Below are 19,573 nucleotides of genomic sequence, written 5' to 3'. Positions count from 1 at the left end.
TAATGACGTCCTAAATTAGTACACTACGACACTGTCAATAAACTGTATAATTTTTCATGGATGTTAGTTAGCTTACCTATATCATTTCCACCGGCTTGAGCAAGGCTTGCTTGTCCACCTCCGCCGCTGCCACCTAAGAATAAAGAAAGTTTTTTTGCAATTATATCTGCATTGTATTTGTCTGTTATAGCTTTACTCACCGCAACCGTAATAGATAATTTACCAATTCCCTCGGCAATATATACCATTATCAAATCTTCTACTTTTTTTGTTAAATTTTCGGCAGCTTGACGTAATATTTTATTGTCTATATTTCCTACTTTTTTATATAATAGTTTTATTCCTGTTATTTGTGCAGCTTGCTTTTCAATTTGCTCTATACTTAAATCTAAACTAGCTAAATGAGTTTTTTCTAACTCTTTCTCAACTGCCTTGTTACGTTCTAAGATATTATTAACCTTAGTAATAAGTTCATTTTTATTAGTTTTGAAACTGCTTTCTATCGATTTAAGTAAACTATCCTTTTCTCTCATTAATGTAATTACGAATTCACCGCAAACTGCTTCAATTCTACGAACACCTGCTGCTATAGCACTTTCGCTTGTGATTTTAAAGCAACCGATGTCACCGGTACGTCTGACATGCGTACCGCCGCATAATTCTAAAGAAGTCTCACCCATCTTAACTACTCTTACTTCAGAGTCGTATTTCTCGCCAAAAAGTGCCATAGCTCCTTGTTTAACTGCATCTTCAGTTGCCATTAATGTAGTAGTTACTTCATGATTATCTCTAATAATCTCATTTACCTTATCTTCGATTAAAGTGATTTCTTCATTAGTCACAGCTTTAGAATGGCTAATATCAAAGCGTAAATAAGTCGGAGCGACTAACGAACCTTTTTGAGTAACATGTTTCCCAAGTACCTCATGCAGTACTGCATGTAATATATGCGTTGCCGAGTGATGAATTCTTAAATTTTGCCTATATCTTATGTCTATACTAAAATTAGCATTCTCGCCTACGTTAATCTGTCCCTTTTTCAAAATACATTTGTGGACTATAATAGAACCTAAATATTTTAAAGTATCTATTACTTCTACTTCAGAATCTTTTGCAAATATCGTTCCGATGTCACCTATTTGACCGCCTGATTCACCGTAGAAAGGAGTTTGGTTGCTGATTAGTAGGAATTGTGTATCTATTTCTTTTATATCATTAACTAAATTATTATTTTTGATTAATGCAATTATTTTACATTTTGCTTCATTAAGTGTATATCCTAAAAATTCCGTGCTACCATGTTGCTCTTTGATATCAAACCACAACTGATCGGTTTTTGATTCACCGGAGCCAAGCCAAGATTTTCTAGCACGTTCTTTTTGCATAAGCATTTGCTCTTCAAACCCTTTGTGATCAACGGCAATATCACGGTTTTTTAGAATATCCTCGGTTAAATCAAGCGGAAAGCCGTAAGTATCGTATAGTTTAAATGCTACTTCTCCTGATAATTCATTACCTTTTGTTAGCGTTTCTGTTTCTTCGGTAAGAAGTTTGAGACCACGTTCTAATGTAGCTTTAAATCTAATTTCTTCTTGTTCTAAGATACTGCTTATAAAGCTTTCTGCTCTTTTAAGTTCAGGATAAACATTCCCCATTAAATCAACAAGTTTTGGCAGTAATTTATACATTAACGGTTCTTTTGACCCAAGCATATGAGCATGCCTCATGGATCTTCGCATAATGCGGCGAAGTACGTAACCACGCCCCTCATTTGAAGGAATAACGCCGTCAGCTATTAAAAAGCTACTTGCTCGTAAGTGGTCGGCAATAACTCGGTAAGAAAATTTAGCTTCTCCCTCTACTTTCACTTTTACTATATTTTCGGTAAAATTAATTATTTCCTGAAATAAATCTATATCATAATTGTTGTTAACATGCTGTAATACTGCCGTCATACGCTCAAGACCCATACCGGTATCGATAGATTTTTGCGATAATTCTATGCTAGTATCTTTATCGATTTGTTCATATTGCATAAATACCATATTCCAAATCTCAATAAATCTATCACCGTCTTCATCTTTAGTACCAGGAAGTCCGCCATATATTTGTTCACCGTGGTCGTAAAAAATTTCGGAACAAGGACCGCAAGGGCCAGTATCACCCATTGACCAAAAATTATCGTTTGTTTTGATCTTTATGATGCGATCATCCCCAAAACCTGCTATTTTTTTCCAATAAGCAGCTGCTTCGTCATCAGTATGATAAATTGTTGCATAAAGCTTGTCTTTTGGGAGTTCAAATTCTTTAGTCAATAAATTCCAAGCGTAATATATGGCTTGTTCTTTAAAATAGTCACCGAATGAAAAATTACCTAGCATTTCAAAAAAGGTATGATGTCTTGCTGTATAACCGACATTCTCAAGGTCATTATGCTTGCCGCCGGCTCTAAGAGACTTTTGACTAGTTACCGCTTTGTTATAAGGTCTTTTTTCTTGTCCGGTAAAAACATTTTTAAATTGTACCATTCCGGAATTAACAAACATTAAGCTAGGGTCATTGTGTGGAATTAACGAGCTGGCCGGTACATGTGTATGATTATTTGCTTTAAAGTAAGTTATAAATTTACTTCTAACTTCTTCGGTGGTAAATTTAGTCATGGTAAGATATATTATTTAATGTTATGTCATTCCGGAGAGGATCATTTTTCGTCATGGCGAGGAAAATTACGTAGTAATTGTACGTACGCAATATCGTGCCAAAGTCCTGAGATTGCCACGCTCCTTATCAGTCGTTCGCAATGACGGTTCGAGTATCCACGCAGAAATGACGTCCAGTATAGTAAAATACACTGAATTATGATTAAAATAAATTTATTTATGAAAAATATTTTTGATTCGATCAAATTACATTTTGTTCAATTTGCTACAAAATTAAAAATATTTTCTTTCAAAAGAAAAAAGATTGTGGTGTTACTAGGTAATAAAGGTGTATTTCTTAGTACTTTTCTCGATAATAAATTATTAGATAAATTATTTATCCCTACTCGGGAACAGATAGACTTAAATCCTTATAAAAACTTTTTTAGTAAATTTCCAAAAAGCGATATTTATTTTTTACTTGACGGCAGTGAATGTAAAACACGGCACGATCAAATACCTATATTACAGTCAATAGTTAAACTTGATCCTATTGAACAATTTATTGAAGGTTTTAATAAAGAAGACATTATAGCACATTGTGTTTACGAAATTACTACTACCCCAAGTGAAATTTGGTCGACTTTAATTATGTCGTGTCCATTTGAAACACCTTTAAGTGATATAATTTCATGCATTATAGATAAAAGATCTCTTGATTTAAAAGGAATTTACTTTTTAACGTTAGAGCTAAAAGTTATTATAAATAAAATAGTGCAGAATATAGAAAATGATAAATATAACGATTATTTTCAAATTTGTGTATATGCATCACAAGCTAGCGGTATAAAATTTATTATCAAACATAAAAATAATATAATAACAATTAGAAATCTTGAGTATCCATTTGATAAAACAACCGGCTATGTTCAAGGTATTATAGAACAAGAAATTAATGATTGTTTGATATTATTTAAAAACTATATAAGTAATCTTGACCAAAGAGCCTGTATAATTCTTATAGTAGATGAAGAGTTAAAATCTTTATTAGAATCAACAAACTTTGAAGAATGCCCTGTAATCTTTATACCGGTTGATAATATACTAAATAAGCAAACTCTAGAAAAAGAAAGATTTATAGATACGAATATTAGTAGACTGTTTCTAGAATATAAGAGTTTTCCCGCTTATAATAATAATTTAAAATCAATAAAAAAACTAGTTACTATAAAGGATCTGACATTTAAATTATATAGTGCATTACTTATAATATTAATATTAGTGGTTGGTATTATCAAATATAATACAAAACAAAATTACAAAGACATAAACTCTATTAATGAAAAATATTATGCAACAAATCAAGAATATGATGATATCAAATATAAATATCCTTATATTAAAAATACTACTAGCCTAGCTGATTTATATGTAATAGAAAAATTACTAGAAGCACCGGTACCACTGCCGTTTGATTTACTTAAAAGGCTAATAATTACTTTAAATCCGGCTTTTAAATTAGAAGAAATTAAATGGGAATTAACAAATATAGATAATATTTTGTTAGTTTCTAAGAGACAATTAATAATCAAGTTAATACTTAAATATCATACTAATAATCTATCGGTAGATGAATCTCTAAAGATGCTAGATGATCATATTACAAACGCAAAAAATAAATTATCTAATTTGCAGATAGATTATGTTATATATAAGGATAAAATACTTGATATATTCGGTAAGGTAGTAATTCCTTTATCGGTTAATATAGTTGATAATAAAATGTAATATTCCATGTCATTCCCGCGTAGGCGGGAATGACATAAACCATGCAACGGCACTAATAACCCAAGGTAGAAATAATGTTTGAAAAATATATTATGTATTTAAAGAATTTTATATTTTTTCAATTTATTATATATTTCTTCTTTATTTCCTTAACTATTTGGATAATAAAAATTTTCCAGCAAGAATACAGTAAATCTATTCTTGATAAACAAGTTTTACAAGAAAATCTAACAGAGGAAGTTTTAAAGCTTTATTCTGTCATTAACTCTAAAGAAGAAATATTAGAATCGTACAAAAAATATGTAGATTTAAGCGTGCCAAGTAGTGTGAGTTGCTTAAATTATCAAGAACTAATTCCTAAAATAAAAAGCTTAAGCAATAAATATGATTTAGTAGAACCTATAGATGTATTTATGCATTCAGTATTTTTTAAAAATAATGTTCAGGCGATTGAAGGAGAAGGTGAATCGATTTATGTAAATAATTATAGCATAAATATAAAATATGCATGTGCAGATTTTTTGACTTTTCTAAAAATATTCTCTGAAATTTATTCTTATATGCCTCCTAATACTCTTATATCTTTTGTACGAGTACGTAATGAAGAAGTGTTAACACCTAAGAATATATATAAACTTTCAGTAAATCATGCTCCTAATCTTATTTATGCTAAATTGATATTATATATCAGAGAATTAGCCTCAAAATAAATTACCAAAATGAATAATGCAATAGTACTTAATAACGTAAATACTAATTTATTTAAAAAAGATATTGTTAATAATTTTGTCAATAATCTTATGAAATCTACTTGCTATACTATTGCAAATATGCTTGCTATAGATTATACGCTAAGGCTTAATTCTAAACCAGAGGCTGAAAAATATATTAATAAATGTATTTCTAGACTCAAAAATTATTTAGGTATGCGGGTTATTAACGATGATAATTTTTCCGTAGCATTAGAGTTATTTGCAATAATGATTACTTCTGAAGACGAAAATGAGCAAAATAAGAATAATATTTTAGAGCAATCACAAGATATAATAGCAGAAAATCTTGTAGAAGTTTATTTTGGAGATGAAATAAATAGTACCGAAAAAGAAAAAATTAAAAATATATTTAAAACTCTTTTAAAAGAGAAGAATTTTGATAAAATAATAAATTATGCGGAGTCTCACAAAAAATTATTTAAGGCTTCTGTAATGTATGCCATGAAGAAATATAATAATATTGATGAAGCAACCATCTATATAAAGAAAGAATTTAATAAAATATTAGAGATGTCTTTAGTATTTACACAAAAAAGTAATATATTTAAACAAGCAACTGGAAAAATCGCCGGTGCTGTTTGTGCTTTATTAGTCGGAGCAATCAGTGTTGCGACTGCAGGAGCGGCTTTTTCTATCATAGTTGTACCGGCATCAATTTTTGCCGTCAGATATGCACCTGAACTTGGTGAAAAAATTGGAGGATTAATTTTGAATAATGATAATGCAATAAAACTAGAACAAAGCAATATAGATAAGTTTATGAAAACATTACAAAATGATAAAGAAAGTCTTCTGTCTCAAGAAAAAACAAAAAACATCAAACAAAATATTAAAGTTTCTCCTTCTCAAATCAATGTTAAATTAACTAAGAAAGTGGTTAATGAAAAACATAGATAGGGTATAGTCATTGCGAGAAGAATTACGCAGTAATTCGACGAAGCAATCCAGTAAAAATTCTGTAAATCAGAATTTTTTTAATTATTTTTCTAGATTGCCACATCTCTACGCTCCTCGCAATGACGACTACGGTATCAACGCAAGTAAAGCTATTCGCATGAAATAAAGCTATTTTTACTTGAGAATATAAAATATTACTCTTATTATCTTTTTTTAAATCAATAAAATAACGTAATGAGAAAAGTAGTAATATCCGGCATGATCGGCAACGCTTTAGAATGGTATGATTATGCATTATATGCGCAATTTGCTTATATTATAGGGCAGCATTTTTTTCCGGATCCAGAAATGCAAGAGACGTTAACTTTTGCGGTATTTGCTGCAGGCTTTGTAGTACGACCGCTCGGCGGTATTATTTTCGGTAATATAGGTGATAGATTCGGTAGACGTACTGCTTTGGTGATGGGTATTATAGCTATGGCAATACCGACTGCCGGGATAGGGCTCTTACCAAGTTATAAAACTATTGGAATTGCCGCTCCTATTATTTTAACTATTATCAGACTCATACAAGGTTTTTCTTTAGGAGGGGAATTTAGCGGTTGTATTTCGTATATTGTAGAACATGCTTCGTTCGAGCAGCGAGGACTTGCGGGGAGTAGCTCATTTGTTAGTATGTGTGGCGGTATGCTGCTTGGACTTGGTACAGCAGCCGGTTTTTCTTATTTTATGCCTGCCGATATGCTATTTGAATGGGGTTGGAGGATACCTTTTATTGCCGGTTTATTTATTAGCTCCGTAGGTTTATATATTAGAAAAAACCTAGCAGAAAGTCCTATTTATAAAAAAGCTAAGGGAACAAGGCGTTTAGCACGTTTTCCTTTACGAGAAACATTAACAAAATACCCAAAAGAACTAATTATCGCACTTGGTCTGTATATTACCGTAACTGCTCCTTTTTATACTTCTACGGTTTTTATTGGTAATTTTATGCAAACACTCGGTTATACTAATCAGCAAAGCACAATTGTTAGTAGTATAATATTAATCGTGATGATGATAGTATTTCCTATATCTGCGTATGTTTCGGATAAGGTGGGGCGACGTCCTGTACTAATATGGGGGATTATATTGTTAATTTTATCAGTCTATCCTATTTTTGTAGCCTTAGGGTCGATGAATTTTACTTTAGCTATAATATCTCAAGTAATATTTGCTGGAGTTATTAGCATCTATATGGGGCCTATTCCAACGGTTTTAGTAGAGATATTTCCGACTAGCATAAGATTTACCGGTGTTGCACTTTCATACAACCTTGCAGCTGCTATATTTGGCGGTACTGCTCCAATGTTAGCAATGATATTAACGAAAGTTACCGGAGACAATTATGCTATTGCATATTATTTAATTGCACTTGCCTTGTTATCTTCTATAATTCTAAAATTCTATAAAGAAACCTATAAAAAGAATCTAGTAAATTAATATGAGCGAAGTTTTTGAAATACCAAACGGTGAAAGCAAGGTTTTACTCCATTGTTGTTGTGCTCCTTGTGTTGGCCCTTTAATGGAAAAAATGATCGATACCGGCATTAAGTTTATGCTTTTTTTCTATAATCCTAATATTCATCCTAAAAAAGAATATGAGCTTCGTAAAAACGAAAATATTAAATTTGCCGAGAAACATAATATAGAATTTATCGATGTAGATTATGATCCACAAAATTGGTTTAGGCGTGCTAAAGGGATGGAGCTTGAGCCTGAGAGAGGTATACGCTGTACAATGTGTTTTGATATGCGTTTCGAGCGTACGGCTTTATATGCTTATGAGAACGGCTTTAAAGTTATAACTAGCTCGCTTGGTATTTCTAGATGGAAAGATATGAACCAAATTAATGAATCAGGAACTAGGGCGGCATCTCATTATGAAGGGGTGACCTATTGGACTTATAATTGGCGTAAAGATGGCGGTGCTAGCAGAATGTACGAAATTGCAAAAGAAGAGAACTTTTATAAACAAGAATTTTGCGGCTGTGTTTATTCTTTCCGTGATACTAACGATTGGCGAGTAGCAAACAATCGTCCTAAAATCGAGATCGGCAAGGAGTATTATTAAGACCTCAAATTAATAAAAAAATATTTTATTTTTTTGCATCTTTATATTATAATAATCTAGACAATCTAGCTATATGAGGATTTTATATGAATAAATGGCAGTTACACGAAGCAAAGAATAAGTTAAGTAATATTATTGATATTGCAATGCATGGTACCCCTCAATGTATTACAAAAAGGGGTGAAGAAGCAGTTGTAATTATTAGTATAAAAGACTATAAACAGCTTACTAAACAAAAACCTGATTTCAAAGAATATTTATTGAGCATACCTAAGACAGATAATTTGGATATTCAGAGAGCAAAAGGATATGCTAGGGATTTTGAAGTATGAAATATTTATTAGATACTAATGTTGTATCTGAAATTCAAAAGAAAAAATCCAATTCTCAAGTAGCAGCATGGTTTTCAATTATTCATTCTAGCCAGTTATACTTAAGTTGTATTACTATCGGCGAAATAAGAAAGGGAATATCAAAATTAGCAAAGAAAGATAAAATAGCAAGTTTGAAATTAGAAAAATGGTTAGAAAGAATAATAATAGATTATAATGAAAGAATTCTTAATATTGACAAAGAAATATGTGAGGAGTGGGGTGAATTAATGAGTATTGATAGTACGAATGCAATCGATGCTTTAATAGCTGCACAGGCAAAACAAAGTAATATGATACTAGTTACTAGAAATATTAAACATTATAATATGTTTAATATAAAAATATTTGATCCTTTTAACTGATCAAAATTTTCTTTCCCAATAATAATACCCTATGAAAAAACTATCATTTCAGCAAATTATTCTGACATTACAAAATTATTGGCAGGATTATGGCTGTGCAATATTGCAGCCTTACGATGCCCATGTTGGAGCCGGTACGTTTCACCCTGCAACTGTACTTCGCTGCCTTGGTACTAAACCTTGGTCTGTTGCATATGTTCAGCCATCAAGAAGACCAGGGGATAGCAGGTATGGCATGCATCCTAATAGAATGCAACATTATTATCAGTTTCAAGTTATCTTAAAGCCGTCTCCGGATAATATTCAAGAGTTATATCTTAAAAGCTTAGAATGTTTAGGCATAGATTTAAAAATTCATGATATCAGATTTGTTGAAGATGATTGGGAGTCGCCAACCTTAGGTGCTGCCGGGCTTGGCTGGGAAGTATGGTGTAACGGTATGGAAGTATCGCAATTTACTTATATGCAGCAAATCGGTGGTGTTGAATGCCGTCCCGTTGCCGGTGAAATCACTTATGGACTCGAGAGGCTTGCTTTATATATTCAAGGTGTTGATGAAGTAAGAGAGCTTGATTGGAACGGGCAAGTAGGCGAAAAAGCTTTAAAATACGGTGAAGTGGATTTCGAAGCTGAATGGCAATTTTCAAAATATAATTTAGAGCTTGCCGATAGTGAAATGTTACTGCGACACTTCAAGGATAGCGAAGACCAGTGTGAGAGATTAATCAAAGCTAATTTACCTATGCCGGCTTATGATGAATGCCTTAAGGCAAGTCATGCATTTAATCAACTAAATGCACTTGGAGTAATCAGCGTCACTGAGCGTGCTTCTTATGTTTTAAGAGTGCGTCATTTAGCTAGAATTTGTTGTACAAAATGGTTGGAGATGAACAAGTGAGCGAGTTATTATTAGAACTATTTAGCGAAGAAATTCCGGCTTTTATGCAAAAAAATGCTGAAGAGGGTTATTTAAATATATTCACGAAAATTTTTGAAGAAAACGAAATATTTGCAAAAGTACAAGTATTCGCGGGACCTCGCAGGATAACGCTGTATGCTACCCATTTGCCAAAGATAACTTTGCCAAAAGAGGAAGAAATTAAAGGACCAAGCATAGAAGCTCCGGAAGCCGCTATTAACGGTTTTTGTAAAGCTCATAATGTTAGTAAATTAGAGCTTCCTACTAAATTAATTAGTAATCAGCTATATTATTTCTTTGTCAAAAAAACAGAAGAAAGAGAAATAAAAGAGATTTTGCCGGAGATTATTATAGAGGCTATTAATAAATATAACTGGGCAAAATCGATGTTTTGGGGTGATTACAAAATAAAATGGATTAGACCTCTGCGAAATATTTTATGCATATTTGACGGCGAAATATTACCTATGCAATTTGGGCATTTAACCGCTAATAATATTACGTATGGGCATCGTCTTACTGATAATAAAAAATTAGAAGTAACAGATTTTGAAGATTATAGAAATAAGCTTTTAGAAAATCATGTTATTTTAGAAAGAGCAAAGAGAGAGGCAATAATTAAAACCGGTTTACTGGAACTAGCAAATTCTCATGAGTTAATTATAAAAGAAGATAATCGTTTAGTAGAAGAAGTAGTAGGGCTTAGCGAATTTCCTGTTGTGCTGCTTGGAAAAATACCGCAAAAATTTTTAGAGTTACCTAAAGAAGTACTTATTTCTTCGATGCGTACGCATCAGAAATATTTTTGTTTATTTGATAAAACAGGAAATTTCACACCGTATTTTCTCTTTGTCAGTAATGGCAGATTTACAAATGCTGAACTAGTTATTCAAGGTAACGAGAAAGTTCTATCGGCACGTCTTTCGGATGCTTTATATTTTTGTAAGCAGGATATAGCTAAAACTTTAGAATCAAGATTAGGCCAATTAGAAGCTGTAACATTTCATGCAAAGCTTGGTAATTTAAGAGAAAAAATTGAACGCATAACCGATATTTGTAATTATATAGCTCCAAATAATAAGGATTTGATTACAGCAGCTAGACTTTGCAAAAGTGATCTTGTTTCTGAGATGGTCGGGGAATTTCCTGATTTACAGGGGATTATGGGTTATTATTATGCAAAACATGAAGGGCTAAATGCAGAAATAGCCGCTGCAATTAGAGACCATTATAAACCGCAAGGTTTGAGCGACAATGTACCAAGTGGAAATGCGGCTTTACTTGCTTTAGCCGATAAGCTAGATAGTTTAGTAGGTTTGATGATAGCAGGGGAAACACCAACAGGCTCAGGTGATCCATATGCCTTAAGACGTCAAGCTCTTGGTATAATAAGAATAATACTTGAAAATAAATTAGAGCTAAATTTTAATGATTTAATTAATTTTTCTATAAACTTATATAAAGATTCATCTGACGAAAATAAGAATTTAATAATATCTTTTTTTGAAGAAAGAGCAAAATTTTACTTTAAAAATGACTATGATATTGCGTTAATTAATGCAGTTCTTGACTTAAATTTAGTAGATACAAACTTTAAGCTTGATGCGTTAAAAGAATTTTTAATAGAAGACGCAGGCAAGCAATTATTAAATGCTTACAAACGAGCTAGCAATATAATTGGTGATCAGAAAATTACCTGCTTAGTTGATGCGAGTCTCTTTAGTACACAACCTGAAAAAGAATTATTTGAAGTAATCCAAAAAATTTCTCCGCAAATTATAGATAGTATAGCTGATAAAGATTATAAGAAAGCCTTAAATTTATTATCGTCTCTATTAACTCCCATTACTAGCTTTTTTGATAATGTACTCGTTAATGACTCTGATCCAAAGATCGCTCAAAATCGTTTGTCGTTATTACAGAATATTTATGAATTATTTGATAAAGTAGCTAAGTTTAACCGCTTATGATAAACAAAGCAGTTCAATTTATAAAATCAGGTAAAGTGGTTGTTTTTCCGACTGAAACAGTCTATGGGATTGGTGCGGATGCCACAAATAATGAGGCGTGTTTAAAGATTTTTCAGTTCAAAGAGCGCCCTGCTATCAATCCGCTTATCGTGCATGTCTCCTCCATAGAGCAAGCAAAGGAAATAGGGGAGTTTGATGATTTAGCTACAAAAATAGCAGAAAAATTTTGGTCTGGACCATTATCTATAGTTGTCCCTTTAAAAGAGAATGCAAATATTGCCCCTAGCGTAACAGCAGGACTAAATACCATAGCACTTCGGATACCATCTTATCCTGTAGCGTTAGAGCTTATCAGACAATCAGGCATACCTATAGCTGCCCCAAGTGCTAACCCTTCAAACTATATTAGTCCGACTAACGCTGAGCATGTCACAAAACATTTTAAGGATAATCAGGAAATTTTTATTTTAGCACCTGAAATCTATCAATCTAAATATGGGCTAGAGTCAACGATAATTGATACAACAACTGTTACTCCTACTATTCTTAGAGAAGGGTTTATAACTGCTGAAATTTTAGGAGAAATACTAGGGATAGAAATTTTAAAAGCATCAGAGACAAGTACTATAAAAGCTTCGGGAATGCTTGCAAAACACTATTCACCAAAAGTACCGGTTAGGCTAAATGCTATAAATTTAGAGGATAAAGAAATCGGATTAAATTTTGGCAATAGCAATCTTACAGGAAGATTTTCATTAAACTTAAGTGTAAAAGGTGACTTTATAGAAGCCGCTGCAAATCTTTATGCTTATTTAAGAATACTTGACGATTATGCTGCATCTCATGATGTAAGAGGTATAGCAGTTAGCCCTATACCTCAAGTGAATATAGGGGCTGCAATTAATGATCGCCTAAAACGTGCCGCAAAATCATAAATTTCGGCGTTCTATTCGCCTTAATAGCTTTTTGATGATATTTGGTAATTACATAGTTATCGTGCGGTTTTAAATAATCATTTTTATTTATAATTTCAAAATTACCGTTCTGTTGTATTAACTCTATTGCTTCATAAAAATAATTTTCGATATCGGAAGCAAATACTAAATTACCATTGTCTTTTAGCTTATCTTGTAAAATCTTAAGTCGTTCTTTATTGAAAATACGTTTCTTTTTTTGCTTGTTTTTTATCCATGGATCGGGAAATAAAATATAAATTCCGTCAAGGCTATTGCTTGGTATCTCATTTAATATTAAATCCAAATTATTAGGGAATAATAAAAAATTCGTGATATTTTGTTCGCCTGCAAGCTTTAAAACATTTGCAACTCCGTTTAAATATACCTCTATCCCAATAAAAAGTGCATTAGGATTCATTTTAGCTTGATTAATGAAATGCTCACCCATACCAAAGCCTATCTCAAGAAATACTTTACGTTTTTCATTTACAAGCTTTTCTTTAGAAAATAAATATTTTGGTAGTTTGTTAATCTAATAAATTCTTTTGCACTCCTGATAAGCTTTTACCGATACGTCTTGCATATGACCGATTGAGATTAATAGGAGAAAATAATATTACCCTACTGTGACCTTGTAGATCCTTATAAACGCTTTCAATATTATAACCATGATCTAAGAAAATTTGGGTTACCGCTTCTTCCTGTTTAAACCCTATTTCTAATATAATCTTACCGTTTGGTTTTAAGAATTGTTTGGCATTTTCGGCGATGAGAAAGTAAGCTTGCAGTCCGTCTTTTTCAGCAAATAAAGCAATAGACGGTTCATAATTGATTGTTTCGATTGCCATCTCTGATTTTTCGCTGTGAGCTATATATGGCGGGTTGCTAACGATAAAATCAAATTTCTGAGTTTCAATATTCTTAAACCAATTACTGTGAATAATCTGAATACGATCCGTTACCTCATATTTTGCCGCATTACTTTTGATAATGTCTATAGCATCAAGACTTATATCGGTTGCAATTACATTAGCATTTGGTAACTCACATAATAGACTGATAGCAATGCAGCCGCTACCTGTGCCAAGTTCTAGGATATTTAAGAATTTGTCATTGCAGTTTTCGCTTATGTCATTCCCGCGAAAGCAGGGATCCGGTCGCTTTTTTTCTGGATTCCCGCTTTCGCGGGAATGACATTGAAATACAACATCCACCAAAACTTCAGTATCGCTTCTTGGAATTAATACATGTTTATTAACAATAAATTCACGTGAGTAAAATTCTTTAACACCTGTAATATATGCTATCGGTTCATGCTTTAATCTTCTCGCTAACAGTTTTTCAAAAGCTTCTATCTTGGCTTCATTTAACTGTTCATCAAGATTAATAAGTAAATACTCAATAGGTTTATTTATAACATGCTGTAGTAAAATTCGTGCTTCTAATTGCGGCGAACTAATACCTATTTTATTTAATTTATCTGTAGCGTCACTAAGAATTTGCTTTATAGAACATTGCATGGAAAGTTTTATTTTCTGCCAAAATTTTTCATTTCTAAAATCTCATCTACACTACCCAGAGGTGCTCGTTTTTTAAGTTCAGTAAATTCACGAAATATATTATTACCAAATTTATTCTTATAATATTCGGGTTCTAGAGTTATAATATCTATTTTAAGATAATTTTTGGTTTTAGGTATTTTAATTATTTTCATAAACCGTTTTATGTTATTATATCACCAATTATTGCTGAATAATATCTATATAGCTATTTTTAAAGCTAAGATTTGCTAATGTTTCTAAATCACAAGTGATTAAAGGTTCTTGTTCGTGTTGATTTTTTAATAAATAAGGACTAGTACAAAACCAAGCGAACTCTCCTTTTATCTGGTCAGCAGTTAGTTTATTTAGTACTTCACCATTTTTCCCATACAAAATCAAGTCAGAAAAAGCACCATATCCTGTTTCGGTAAATTTTATGGGAGCTTTCTTCTCACCTAAAATTTGCGTTCTGGAAGTTGCCATCGTTATGATCATTTCTACCCATGGTACATCAATACTACTTTTCTGTTCCCATGCTTTATTATAGGTAAAAACTACATATACATCTGTTAAATCTTGGTCATGATATTCTATGCTAGAGTCAAAAGCATCTAGGCCTATAAAAGCTTTTCTATATTCTTTTTCCCGGACTGGTTTATAAACTCCCCATGTTTCTTTGAGACATTTTGCCAAGTAGTTACATTTACTCCATTAACTTTTACCATATAAAAATGTAAATCATCTTCTACTTCATAATGATAAATTTCTGATTTTACTTCTTGTGTTTTATATTACTTTGTAAAAAGATGTTGTAAATTAGAATATTTTTCATCTATTTTACTGAAATCAAATTCAGAGAAAATCCGTAGAGCTTGCATATATTGCATGTCTATATTATCAGGTGCTTTTGCTTCTTTGCATGCAACTTTTATAAATTGATTTAATTGTTCTTCTTGCTCATTAAAATCATTTTTTTAAATTCTTCTAAAAATTTTTTTAATAAAAGTTCTTTCCTATAATTTGCATCATCAATATACGTACTATTATTAATATCTATGCCTTCTATGCCTGTTTTTAATCTTAGAGAAAGAATTTCATTGACGAATTCAGAAATTTTAATTTCATGTTCTGTACTATATTGGGAAGAGCTAGCAATTTTTATAGATTGCAGTTTAAAAGATAAATTATTACCTAATTTTAAAATAAAATCTTTTACTTCTGACCAATCTCTATAATTTGATATATCTAAGAAAATAATTTTGTCTGTGGCGGTACTTAAATCTTGCAGAAAAGTAAAAATCTTTTCTAAGCTCGCTTTTTGTTTTTAAGGTTTAAAATACCCTCTTCCATAGAATATAAGGCTTCTTCTAATTTAGCATTAGTTTTTTTCATTTTATAAATAATTAATCCTTAATATTATATTAAAAATTAATATTTTGTTAATTATAAACTAATTATCTCTTCCATATCCCTTGGCAACTCACAAGAAAATTCCATAATCTCATTACTAGTCGGATGAGTAAAACTTAAATACCAAGAATGCAGGGCTTGACGTTTAAAATCAATTAATTTTGCTTTTAGTTCAGGGGGAGAATGAGCAATTTTTCGGTCGTTATTGCCGTAAGTTTGGTCACCGACTACCGAATGCTTTAAATGGCTTAGCTGTACTCTAATTTGGTGAGTTCTACCCGTACTAAGCTTACACTCCACCATACTAATACTACCTTTATAAAATAATTCTAGAGTCTTATAATGTGTAACGGCTTCTTTGCCGCCATATTTTAATATGGTCATTTTTTGGCGATCGCTTCGGCTGCGACCTATATTATTCTTAATGACTCCTTCTAGCGGATTTATTACTCCCCACACTAACACTTTATATTTCCGTATTACCTGCCTTTGTTCTATCTGATTTGCAAGTAGCATATGTGCTTTATTATTTTTAGCAACTACCATCAAGCCCGTAGTGTCTTTATCTAAACGATGTACTATCCCGGGTCTTTCTGATGAGCCGATATCCGATAAGTTTTTTGTATGATGTAATAAAGCATTAACAAGCGTATCGTCATGATGCCCTGCTCCTGGGTGTACCGTCATACCTGCAGCTTTGTTAATTACTATCAAATCATCGTCTTCATATATTATATCAAGTGCTACATTTGCTACTGCAATTTTTAGCTTTTCAGGTTCTTTAAAAGAAAATAATATAATATCATTCTCCTTGACCAAAACATCAGGATCAGAAATAATTACATCATTAACTAGTACTTGCGAATCTTTAATAGCTTTTTGGATTTGATTCCTTGAAACATTTTCAAGAAGCGATGATAGAGCTTTATCAAGCCTTATGCCATTTAGTTCGTGTGGTACGGAATATTTTAACATATTTTATTTTAAGATAATGAATAATACGCTTAAATGGTTAAGTGCAATCGGTGTTGAATATTATTGCCATGAACATCCACCGCAATTAAAGGTACGTAATAATACTGAACTAACTGAAAAGCCACAAGTAAAACTTATGTCTACAAAAGAAACTGCATTCAATATGAATGATAAAGTTTATGATAATATAACCCTAGCAAGATCTCTTGCCGATAAAGCTAATAATATCGAAGAACTAAAAGAATCTCTACTAAATTTTAATGGTTGTGAACTTAAGAAATTTGCTACTAATACGGTTTTCGGTGACGGTAATTTGGAAGCTAAAATTATGTTAATAGGCGAAGCCCCGGGAAGTACCGAAGATTTGAAAGGAATACCTTTTTACGGCGAAAGTGGCAATTTACTTGATAATATGCTACATGCTATCGGAATTTCACGAAAAAATAACGCTTATATTACTAATACGGTATTTTGGCGTCCTCCTGCTAATAGACAGCCGACGTTCGAAGAAGTCGATATTTGTAGACCTTTTGTCGAGAAGCATATTGCTCTTATTAACCCGCAGCTAATTATTCTAGTCGGTAGCACGGCTGCAACTAGCTTACTTGGAAAAAATTCGGGTATTACTAAAATTAGACAAGAATATTATTTTTATACCAATAAATATCTATCCGCTCCTATTCAAACTACGGCAATCTTCCACCCTGCCTATTTACTCCGCCAACCTATGCAAAAACGCACCTCTTGGTATGATTTACTCAAGATTAAGGAGTATTTAGTCAATAATAGACTTCTTGCATAACTTGTACATTAATCTAGTACTAACAGCTTCACGTACTTTTCAAAATAATTTTCTACTGGACAATTAGTCGTATATATGCGACAGTGTAATCATCTCTAGTTAAGCTTAATATGCAAAACACTAAACAAATACAATTTTTATAACAGATATTTTGCTATTAAATGCAGGTAATAAAGATACTCAAGGCAAAGATATTAAAAAAGCCTTAGAAATAATAGAAGAAGTTTATAAACGAAATTGAGGGTGTTATATGTAAAGTTTACAGATTATTTAAAAGAAAAATTACAAAATGAGGAAATATTGTATATTAATGAAGCGTTAGAGCAATATTTCGTGGATCATAATAATGAGCTATAATGGCTTCTTTTAAAATAACCATTATAGCAAGAGGAGTAGGTATAGCAAAAATCTCTAAAGAAGCTCATATAAATAGGCAACATATATATAGAGAATATTATCTAGCAAAGGTAATCCAAGTGTCGACAATATAGGATCTTTATTAAACGCTTTAGGCTTGCAGTTGAAAGTAGAAGCATGTGCGTTTTAAATTTTCATTAACCTTGCAAGTTGAGCAAGATATCAAAGAAAATTTTTAAATCATAATTCATTTCTAATTTAGGGTTATACTTACTGATGTATAAAAATAAGGTATATCCATATGACCAATGAAAATAATAATGGTTCAGAATTTGCTGAATTAAAAATCAGAGGAAAAATATTTAAATTACCTATACTTAAAGCAAGTGTCGGTGAGGATGTAATCGATATAAGTATGGTATCTGCGGAAGCCGATTGCTTTACTTACGACCCGGGTTTTATGTCTACTGCTTCTTGTCAGTCTACTATCACCTATATAGACGGTGATAAAGGAATCTTGCGGCATCGAGGATATGATATTAAAGACTTAGCTGAGAAAAGTGATTTTTTAGAAGTGGCATATTTACTGATTTATGGGGAACTACCAAGTGGCGAGCAGTATAATAATTTCACTAAACAGGTTGCTCATCATTCATTAGTGAATGAAAGATTACACTATTTATTTCAAACCTTTTGTAGCTCTTCTCATCCTATGGCTATTATGCTTGCGGCTGTCGGTTCTCTTTCGGCATTTTATCCTGATTTATTGAATTTTAAGGAAGCAGATTACGAACTTACCGCTATTAGAATGATTGCTAAGATACCTACCATCGCTGCAATGTCTTATAAATATTCTATAGGACAACCGTTTATTTATCCTGATAATGCGTTAGATTTTACCGAAAATTTTCTGCATATGATGTTTGCAACGCCTTGTACGAAATATACAGTAAATCCAATAATAAAAAATGCTCTTAATAAGATATTTATCCTACATGCCGATCATGAGCAGAATGCTTCTACTTCAACAGTCCGAATTGCCGGCTCATCCGGAGCTAACCCTTTTGCTTGTATTAGCACGGGTATTGCCTCACTTTGGGGACCTGCTCACGGCGGGGCTAATGAAGCGGTAATAAATATGCTTAAAGAAATCGGTAGTTCTGAGTATATTCCTAAATATATAGCTAAAGCTAAGGATAAAAATGATCCATTTAGATTAATGGGTTTTGGTCATCGTGTATATAAAAACTATGACCCGCGTGCCGCAGTACTTAAAGAAACGTGCAAAGAAGTATTAAAGGAACTCGGGCAGCTAGACAACAATCCGCTCTTACAAATAGCAATAGAACTTGAAGCTATCGCTCTTAAAGATGAATATTTTATTGAGAGAAAATTATATCCAAATGTTGATTTTTATTCGGGTATTATCTATAAAGCTATGGGTATACCGTCGCAAATGTTCACGGTACTTTTTGCAATAGCAAGAACCGTAGGCTGGATGGCACAATGGAAAGAAATGCACGAAGACCCTGAACAAAAAATCAGCAGACCTAGACAGCTTTACACCGGTTATGTACATAGAGAGTATAAGGGTATTCGGGAGAGGTAAACATTTTCGTCATTGCGAGCGACTGCAAGGAGCGTAGCAATCTCAAGAGATTTGATGAGATTGCCACGTCGCTTCGCGCCTCGCAATG

18 protein-coding genes and 1 pseudogene are annotated in these 19,573 nt (G+C 32.3%); 14 read left to right on the top strand and 5 right to left on the bottom strand.

What is annotated here, in order from left to right; all coding sequences use genetic code 11:
• Positions 1 to 23: 23 nt before the first annotated feature.
• Complete coding sequence (gene alaS / locus WSW_RS0104615) at positions 24 to 2,660, bottom strand: alanine--tRNA ligase (protein WP_016917254.1); 2,637 nt, start codon at positions 2,658 to 2,660, stop codon at positions 24 to 26.
• Positions 2,661 to 2,858: 198 nt separating this feature from the next.
• On the opposite strand from alaS, the gene WSW_RS0104610 reads away from it, so the two are divergent.
• The 10 genes from WSW_RS0104610 (at position 2,859) to WSW_RS0104565 (ending at position 12,770) form a co-directional block, all read left to right on the top strand.
• Positions 2,859 to 4,427, top strand: a complete 1,569-nt coding sequence (locus WSW_RS0104610) for a hypothetical protein (protein ID WP_016917253.1) — start codon at positions 2,859 to 2,861, stop codon at positions 4,425 to 4,427.
• 74 nt (positions 4,428 to 4,501) lie between these two features.
• Entirely contained in the window at positions 4,502 to 5,137 is a 636-nt protein-coding gene (locus tag WSW_RS0104605; RefSeq protein ID WP_016917252.1) for a hypothetical protein, read from the top strand.
• 9 nt (positions 5,138 to 5,146) lie between these two features.
• The gene (locus tag WSW_RS0104600) at positions 5,147 to 6,097 is read left to right on the top strand and encodes an RP853 family protein (protein WP_016917251.1); all 951 of its coding nucleotides are present in this window, start codon (positions 5,147 to 5,149) and stop codon (positions 6,095 to 6,097) included.
• 234 nt (positions 6,098 to 6,331) lie between these two features.
• Positions 6,332 to 7,579: a metabolite/H+ symporter gene (locus WSW_RS0104595; protein WP_029374995.1), complete on the top strand. Its 1,248-nt coding sequence runs from the start codon at positions 6,332 to 6,334 to the stop codon at positions 7,577 to 7,579.
• Position 7,580: 1 nt separating this feature from the next.
• The gene (locus WSW_RS0104590; protein ID WP_016917249.1) at positions 7,581 to 8,210 is read left to right on the top strand and encodes an epoxyqueuosine reductase QueH; all 630 of its coding nucleotides are present in this window, start codon (positions 7,581 to 7,583) and stop codon (positions 8,208 to 8,210) included.
• Between the two features lie 86 nt (positions 8,211 to 8,296).
• A complete protein-coding gene (locus WSW_RS0104585; protein WP_016917248.1) occupies positions 8,297 to 8,542 on the top strand; it encodes a type II toxin-antitoxin system Phd/YefM family antitoxin in 246 nt (81 codons plus the stop codon).
• The gene (locus tag WSW_RS0104580; protein WP_010977875.1) at positions 8,539 to 8,946 is read left to right on the top strand and encodes a type II toxin-antitoxin system VapC family toxin; all 408 of its coding nucleotides are present in this window, start codon (positions 8,539 to 8,541) and stop codon (positions 8,944 to 8,946) included. Before WSW_RS0104585 ends, WSW_RS0104580 begins: the two co-directional genes overlap by 4 nt.
• Before the next feature lie 31 nt (positions 8,947 to 8,977).
• Positions 8,978 to 9,844 carry a glycine--tRNA ligase subunit alpha gene (locus WSW_RS0104575; RefSeq protein ID WP_016917247.1) on the top strand — a complete coding sequence of 289 codons (867 nt, stop codon included), beginning with the start codon at positions 8,978 to 8,980 and terminating at the stop codon, positions 9,842 to 9,844.
• Positions 9,841 to 11,835, top strand: a complete 1,995-nt coding sequence (gene glyS / locus WSW_RS0104570; RefSeq protein WP_032850255.1) for a glycine--tRNA ligase subunit beta — start codon at positions 9,841 to 9,843, stop codon at positions 11,833 to 11,835. Before WSW_RS0104575 ends, glyS begins: the two co-directional genes overlap by 4 nt.
• Entirely contained in the window at positions 11,832 to 12,770 is a 939-nt protein-coding gene (locus tag WSW_RS0104565) for an L-threonylcarbamoyladenylate synthase (protein ID WP_016917245.1), read from the top strand. The genes glyS and WSW_RS0104565 overlap by 4 nt, the downstream gene beginning before the upstream one ends.
• Here WSW_RS0104565 and trmB read toward each other — a convergent pair.
• The 3 genes and pseudogenes from trmB to WSW_RS0104550 all read right to left on the bottom strand — a co-directional run bounded on the left by trmB (position 12,736) and on the right by WSW_RS0104550 (position 15,025).
• A pseudogene (trmB, locus tag WSW_RS1000000113080) lies at positions 12,736 to 14,311 on the bottom strand (bifunctional peptide chain release factor N(5)-glutamine methyltransferase PrmC/tRNA (guanosine(46)-N7)-methyltransferase TrmB). The gene WSW_RS0104565 and the pseudogene trmB sit on opposite strands and share 35 nt — an antisense overlap.
• Positions 14,312 to 14,319: 8 nt before the next feature.
• Positions 14,320 to 14,505 (bottom strand): hypothetical protein, encoded by a 186-nt coding sequence (locus tag WSW_RS0104555; RefSeq protein ID WP_004997160.1) that lies wholly within the window; start codon positions 14,503 to 14,505, stop codon positions 14,320 to 14,322.
• 28 nt (positions 14,506 to 14,533) lie between these two features.
• Positions 14,534 to 15,025, bottom strand: coding sequence for a hypothetical protein (locus WSW_RS0104550; RefSeq protein WP_016917244.1), 492 nt, complete (start codon positions 15,023 to 15,025; stop codon positions 14,534 to 14,536).
• A gap of 362 nt (positions 15,026 to 15,387) precedes the next feature.
• Here WSW_RS0104550 and WSW_RS1000000112325 point away from each other — a divergent pair, with 362 nt between their 5' ends.
• On the top strand, positions 15,388 to 15,567 hold the full coding sequence (locus tag WSW_RS1000000112325; protein ID WP_016917243.1) for a hypothetical protein: 180 nt from the start codon (positions 15,388 to 15,390) through the stop codon (positions 15,565 to 15,567).
• Between the two features lie 208 nt (positions 15,568 to 15,775).
• On the opposite strand, the gene WSW_RS0104535 is transcribed toward WSW_RS1000000112325, so the two are convergent.
• Positions 15,776 to 16,717, bottom strand: coding sequence for an RluA family pseudouridine synthase (locus WSW_RS0104535; RefSeq protein WP_016917242.1), 942 nt, complete (start codon positions 16,715 to 16,717; stop codon positions 15,776 to 15,778).
• A gap of 16 nt (positions 16,718 to 16,733) precedes the next feature.
• Here WSW_RS0104535 and WSW_RS0104530 point away from each other — a divergent pair, with 16 nt between their 5' ends.
• The 3 genes from WSW_RS0104530 (at position 16,734) to WSW_RS0104510 (ending at position 19,485) form a co-directional block, all read left to right on the top strand.
• A complete protein-coding gene (locus WSW_RS0104530; protein ID WP_016917241.1) occupies positions 16,734 to 17,519 on the top strand; it encodes a uracil-DNA glycosylase in 786 nt (261 codons plus the stop codon).
• 356 nt (positions 17,520 to 17,875) lie between these two features.
• Positions 17,876 to 18,010, top strand: a complete 135-nt coding sequence (locus tag WSW_RS1000000109445) for a hypothetical protein (protein ID WP_016917238.1) — start codon at positions 17,876 to 17,878, stop codon at positions 18,008 to 18,010.
• Between the two features lie 167 nt (positions 18,011 to 18,177).
• Positions 18,178 to 19,485, top strand: coding sequence for a citrate synthase (locus WSW_RS0104510; RefSeq protein WP_016917237.1), 1,308 nt, complete (start codon positions 18,178 to 18,180; stop codon positions 19,483 to 19,485).
• Positions 19,486 to 19,573: the final 88 nt, after the last annotated feature.

The sequence above is a fragment of the Rickettsia honei RB genome (genome assembly GCF_000263055.1).
GTDB lineage: Bacteria > Pseudomonadota > Alphaproteobacteria > Rickettsiales > Rickettsiaceae > Rickettsia > Rickettsia rickettsii.
Note: the sequence above shows the minus strand (reverse complement) of the source record. Positions and strands in the feature narration are given on the sequence as shown.